This is a genomic window from uncultured Thiocystis sp. (assembly GCF_903866365.1).
GTDB lineage: Bacteria > Pseudomonadota > Gammaproteobacteria > Chromatiales > Chromatiaceae > Chromatium.
On the sequence record NZ_CAIPNF010000471.1, the window covers coordinates 1 to 5,855 of the forward strand.

Here is a 5,855-nt window from a genome sequence, read left to right on the forward strand (position 1 = left end):
GGCACGGACTGGCTCAACATGACCCCACTGAACGCCGTGCAGTCGCGCATTGTCAGCTTGCTCGACTTTCCGCAGGATCTCTATCTCGGCGTGGGCGCCCAATCCGGGTAATCAGCTGTCAAAATGGGCGAACCGTGAGTGTCTGGATGATAAATACGAGATCTATAACACCTAACCCTCGCTTTAGTTGGCGAGGGTCCGTAGGGCCTGACGGATGCGCGCGGCGACGGCCGCGGCGCTGTAGCGCTGGATGAGGGCGCGGGCGCGGTCGGTTCTGGCGCGGCGGGCGTCGACGCTGGCGTGGCGGATGGCGAGGATGGCCTGGCGCAGGCTGACGGGGTCGGGCTCGGCCCAGCGCGAGCCGGGGAGCGCGAAGTGGGTGCGGGCGGGGACGGGCCGCGAGGCGACGAGCCAGGCGGTGTCGGGGGTGCAGAAGTCGCGCTGGCCGCCGTGGTCAGTGGTGACGACGGGAACCCCAAAGAGCATGGCCTCGGCCATGGGCAGTCCGAACCCTTCGCCGCGACTGGGGGCGACGAGCTGGTCGGCGTGGCGGTAGAGCCAGGCGATCTGGGCGGGCGAGAGGTCGGCGTCGATGAGGAGGACGCGCCGCTCGCCGCGGGTCCAGCGGGTGACCGGGGGCTGGCCGCGGTCCGCAGCGGTGCCGCCGCCGGTGGGATGGAAGCCGCGGTCGGCGAGCTGCTGGCGGACGTCGTTGTGCGGATTGGGGAAGGTTTTGATCACGAGCGCGATGTCCGTGGGCAGACGGACGAAAACGTGGAGCAGGATGTCGAGTCCCTTGCGCGGGAAGCCGGAGGAGATGTGGAGCAGGCGGTAGCCGTCGGGCAGTTCGATCCCGGGGTCTCGGGGAGGGTGCCGGAGGATGGCGTCGGCGACGATGCCGGTGACGATGGCGGGGACGCGCAGTCCGTTGGCGACGAGCCGGTCGCGGACGTACTCGGACATGCAGAAGACGCCGGTCAGGCGGCGGTTAAAGCCTTGGATCCAGTCGCGCGGAAAGGCGGATTCTTCCCAGCCGTAGGGGCCGAGGATCTTATCGACGCCGGGCATGGCGAAGGTGCGCGGCGGATAGAGGTTGCGCAGGGTGACGTCGACGCGCGTCAGGCGGGTGCGATGGATGGCGGCGATGCGCGGGTTGGCGGCGAGGAAGACGGGATCGACGGGGTTGTCGCCGAAGCCGTCGGTGCTGTGCAGGCTGACGCGGTGGCCCTGCTCGCGCAGGGCGAGTGCGATGGCGCTGTTGACCAGGGCGAGGCTGTAGGTGGAATCGAAGGGGCCTTCGAGGCGGATGTTGAGCGGCGGCGCTGGGATCGGTTCAAGGCGGGCGCCGGACGCAGCCCCCTCGCCCCGTCCACTCTCCGCGCTGGAGAGAGCGGTTTGAGCTGGCAATCCATGCGCGCCGCCACCCTGCCAGCAGGCGCGCTGATCGGCCAGCTGGGCACGACGGGCGCGCGCATCGTGCAGTCGGGCGCGGATGGCGGCGGCGACACGGTCCGGCGCCAGTTCGGTGAGCCGCGAGCGCTTCGGGAGCCAGTCAGGCATGGCGTGAGCTAGCAAGAGACGGTCGTGCGCGAGCGCGCGCTGGAGCGCGCTGGGATCCTGCGGCGCATCGGCCAGGCTGAGATAGAGGTCGGCGGCATGATAGGCATCTTCAAGCTTGCAGTCGGATTGCGCCAGACGGATGTGGACCTGTCCGGCTAACCCGAGTCGCGCGGCATGTTCGCTGAGACAGTCGAGATAGCCGGGGTCATCGCCAGGTGGCGGCGGGCTGGCGAGGATGAGCTGGAGGTTGTCCTCGCCGAGTTGGCCGAGCGCGTAGAGGGTGTCGATCAGACGATGCTGGGCCTGGTCAGGGTTGAAGCGACCGACATGGAGCAGGGTGTAGGGGTGGATGGCGAGGTGATGGTTGTCAGGATGCGCTGGCAGCGCTGGCGCCTGGGCGTCGGCGAAACGCGGGCGGGCCAGGGGTGGACGCTGAACGGAAACAGGCGCATGACGTTGCGCGAGGTCGATGCGCAGTGGGTCGAGCTGACGCTGGAATGCGAGGTCGCGATAGTAATCTGCCAATGCGGCGGACCGCGCTGCGCTGCCGAGGGTTTGGCGCAGGTCTTCCAGGGTTTGCGTGGCGGCGTCGAGTTGCTGCTGCTGGGTCTGGACCAGGGTGGCGAGTTGCGCGAGCGACTGTTGCAGGTTTCGGTTGGCCTGCGTCTCGGCGTCGAGTTGCTGCTGCTGGGTCTGGACCAGGGTGGCGAGTTGCGCGAGCGACTGTTGCAGGTCTCGATTGACCTGCGTCCCGGCGTCGAGTCGTTGCTCAAGCGTTCGCGCGCGGTTGCGCGTTTCGCCGACATGGATGAGCGCGGAGATGGCGTCGAGTAGACGGTCGCGCGCGCAGCGGATGCCTTTCGTCAAGCGAGTCAAGCGCGACCTGCGTGATGAATGGAGCCGCTGGTCGATATTCTGGGGGCGCCGATCGCCTGCCGGATGGGTGGGCGGGACCGCCGACAGACTGTCCGTGATTTCAGGGGGACGGGATGTTGGCGGCGCCGAGTCATCGGGTGAGCCGATTCCAGAAGGTTTCGGCGAGCTGGCTGTAGCGGTGGGCGTCGAGCCAGACGGCGGCTTGGGCCTGGGTGTGACGGATGGCGTTGTCGGGCGTACGCAGACGTGGCGCGAGCGCGGCGATGTCGCGGGCGATGGTGCCGGGGTCGGTGCCGCTCAGTCGCAGGACGACGTCGCCGACGTCGTCGAAGATGGGCAGTGGGGTGACGGCGACCGGGCGTTGCGCGGCAAGGCCCATGCGCACGGCGGCGCTGGAAGATTCGCCGGTGTTCTGATAGGCATACACAATGAGATCGGCGTGGCGCAGATAGCCAAGACTCTGGGCGTCGTCGAGAAAGTCGGTGATCAGTGTGACGCGATCGACGAGGTCCCGTGCGGCGATGCGCTCACGCGCCTCGGCGATGAGCGCGGCGGAAAGGTCGACCGGATATTCGGCGTTGATCATGAGCAGATGGATGTCAAGACCCTTCTCGCGCAGGCGCTGGCAGACGTCGATCAGCTCGAACAATCCCTTATGCGGGAGAAAGAAGCCGTAGGAGGCGATGACGAAGCGCCCGGACGGGATGGGAAGATCAAGGCTTGCCGGGGCGATGTCGATGGCGCCATGCGGAAAACGCTCGACCTTGTCGCTCAGGCCAAGGCGCGCGAGCACCGACTCATCGTTGGGCGAGTGGATAAAGAGTGCGTCGCAGAGCGCGAGCGGCGCGGCGAGCTGGGGCAGTTGTTTGTCGGGGGTGTCGGTGGTGGCGTGCAGCGCGATATAGAGACGCCGACCCGTGGCGATCATTTCCTGGAGGAAGCGACCGAGGGCGGCAAAGTCGAAGAGTCCGTAGTTGAACTGGATGACGAGCGTGTCGATGTCCAATTCGTCGATGCGCTCGGCGAGCCGGCGCAGATCGTCGTGTCCGGCGTTCCAGCAGCGGCTGACGTTGGGCTCGTCCGGGAACGCTGGCTGCGTCTCGTTGGGGGCGAGGATGTGGTAGTCGGGGAGGTGGGCGCCGGCCAGATATTTGGCATACATGGCGATGCCGCAGCGGGTGTTCCAAGTCGTGATCCAGCCGATGCGCGGAGGCTGCGGACGGGTGTCGATGAGACAGCGGTCATTGGCGGCGAGTGCGGCGGCGATACGGATGCGGTCGCGCTGGCGGCGCGGTGTCTGGCGGTCCTGATCGCGCAGTGCGGCAAGCGTGCGCTGGCGGAGCGCGGCGGGGGTCGGTCGGGGTTGCGCGCGGGTGCGGTCATGCTGGGCCTCGAACGCCCGCAGCGCGGTTTTCGCCGAGGCGTCCCAGGTAAATCGCCGGCTGTAGGCCAGGCCGTGTTCGGCGAGCTGGCGGCTGAATGACGCGTCGCTGAGCACCTCCTGCAGCTTGGCGGCGATACTGTCGATGCTGTATGGGTCGAACAGCGCATCGGCGCGACCGACGACCTCGGGGATACTGGTGGTGTTGGAGGCGATGGTCGGAATGCCACAGGCCATGGCTTCGAGCACCGGCAGCCCGTAGCCCTCGGAGAGCGAGGGAAAGACGAAGAGATCGCAGAGGCGATAGAGTGCGAGCAGGTCGTCGTCGTCGACATGGCCGGTGAAGATGAGTTCATCCGGGCGCAGGCCAGCGTCGGCGCCGAGCTTGCGCAGGTGCGCATAGATGGCGCCCCAACCGTTCCCGATGATGACCAACTGTCGATGCACACGCAGACTGCGCGGCAGTTGGGCATAAGCCTGGATGAGTCGGGGGTGGTTTTTGCGCTGATCGAAGCTGCCGGTAAAGAGGACGAAGCCGGCGTGGATGCCATGCTGGCGACGGAGCGCGGCGGCCTGTTCGGGCGGAACGTCGAGCGGACTGAAACGCGAGTCGACGCCGGCGGCGATGTTGACGATTCGCTCGGGGTCGATGCCAAGCTCGGCGATGCCCTGCTGGCGCGAAAACTCGGAGATGGCCAGCAGGCCGCCGGCGCGCTGGAGGTGATCGAGCTTGCGATAATAATGCTCGCGGATCATGGGAATGCTGAGATAACGCTCCTTCTCAACCAGCGGGATGAGGTCATAGAAGGTCACGGCGGTGGTCGCGCCGGGCAGCAGTTCGTCGACCGAGCTGACGACATCGTCGCCAAGCCCTTCGATCAGGCTGGCGACATGGACGATATCGGGCGCGAGCCGGTGGATGAAATCCTCGCGAATCAGCTCGGCGGCGCGGGCGCGTGACTGGTTGGCTGGATTGTTTGCCGCCACGGGGCCAGGCGCCTGAAAGACCTGAATCTGGTGCCGGGGCAAGACTCCGGCAAGGCGCTTATAGAGATCTGGAATACTGTCGGGCAGCAGGTCGCCGAGGACGATGCGCAGCTCGTGGTCGCCGGCGTGACGGGCCATGGCCTCGACGAGGTTGAGTGAATAGCGGCCAATTCCGCCCAGACGACTGCCGGATTGGCAGGCTTGCAGGTCGACGACGATACGCATGTCGGGTGTTTCGCGGTTTCCGTTGCTTGAAAACAGGGGGGGTTGCTGGCGGGGCGCGGGCGGTGTTCGATCATGGCCGCTATTCTAAAAGAATTCGGGGTTGGCGTGGGCGTCGTCGCGTTTCCTCGGGCTCGGAAACGATTTTGAATCGCGACGATATGCACAGCCTGAAACGTTGGGGACGGTTCAATAACAAGTGAAACATCGGGGGGCGGGTGTCCCGCCCGCCATCGCAAAACGTACCGCTTGTTTGCGAACCATTACCAGGTCATCGGGAACTAGAAAGTGGACCGTTCCTAAAGCGGACCTCGCCGAATGGTCAGTGCCATCGAGGTCGCGGCGTAACCTTCCAGCAGCAATTTGAGATGACCATGGGGAGAAAACGGTGCGATATCGACATAACGGTCGATTTCGTGTGCATCCGGCGCCACGCTGAAAACATCGACCTGGTGGCCGCGACGACGCAATTCGGCGATCAAGTCATCGATATCGCGCCGACGATAGATCACTGTCGCACCCGTCGTGACGGTTTGGTCGTTCGAACTTAAATTATATTCGGTCGTATGACAGGCGATGCCGCCGGGCTTTAAGGTTTGTTCCACGCTCTTGACGATGAACGCGATCCCCTGTTCGAGCGAGCCCAAATGTTCGAGGGCGCAGGAGGACCGGCAGAAATCGTAACCTGTTAACTCACGTTTCGGAGTTCAAAATCGGCGCAAAACTGGCTTTAATCGTTTGTTTATAAAGGATAATGGCCTCAAGAATGGTAAAATGTCAGGTGCTTGAATCATGACAACCACTCAAGAGGCCACAATGAAGACTCTCA

At 65.1% G+C, this 5,855-nt stretch carries 3 protein-coding genes; all 3 read right to left on the bottom strand.

Annotation, left to right across the window (positions count from 1 at the left end; all coding sequences use genetic code 11):
- Positions 1–183: 183 nt before the first annotated feature.
- The 3 genes from QZY07_RS25855 to QZY07_RS25865 all read right to left on the bottom strand — a co-directional run bounded on the left by QZY07_RS25855 (position 184) and on the right by QZY07_RS25865 (position 5,673).
- Positions 184–2,436 (bottom strand): glycosyltransferase, encoded by a 2,253-nt coding sequence (locus QZY07_RS25855; RefSeq protein WP_295409059.1) that lies wholly within the window; start codon positions 2,434–2,436, stop codon positions 184–186.
- Positions 2,437–2,566: 130 nt separating this feature from the next.
- Complete coding sequence (locus QZY07_RS25860) at positions 2,567–5,029, bottom strand: glycosyltransferase (RefSeq protein WP_295409061.1); 2,463 nt, start codon at positions 5,027–5,029, stop codon at positions 2,567–2,569.
- 296 nt (positions 5,030–5,325) lie between these two features.
- On the bottom strand, positions 5,326–5,673 hold the full coding sequence (locus QZY07_RS25865; RefSeq protein ID WP_295409063.1) for a hypothetical protein: 348 nt from the start codon (positions 5,671–5,673) through the stop codon (positions 5,326–5,328).
- Between the last annotated feature and the right edge of the window lie 182 nt (positions 5,674–5,855).

Bases quoted from the DNA above. Each gene is read 5' to 3' on its own strand.
- QZY07_RS25860 (WP_295409061.1), bottom strand. From the start codon at position 5,029: ATGCGTATCGTCGTCGACCTGCAAGCCTGCCAATCCGGCAGTCGTCTG.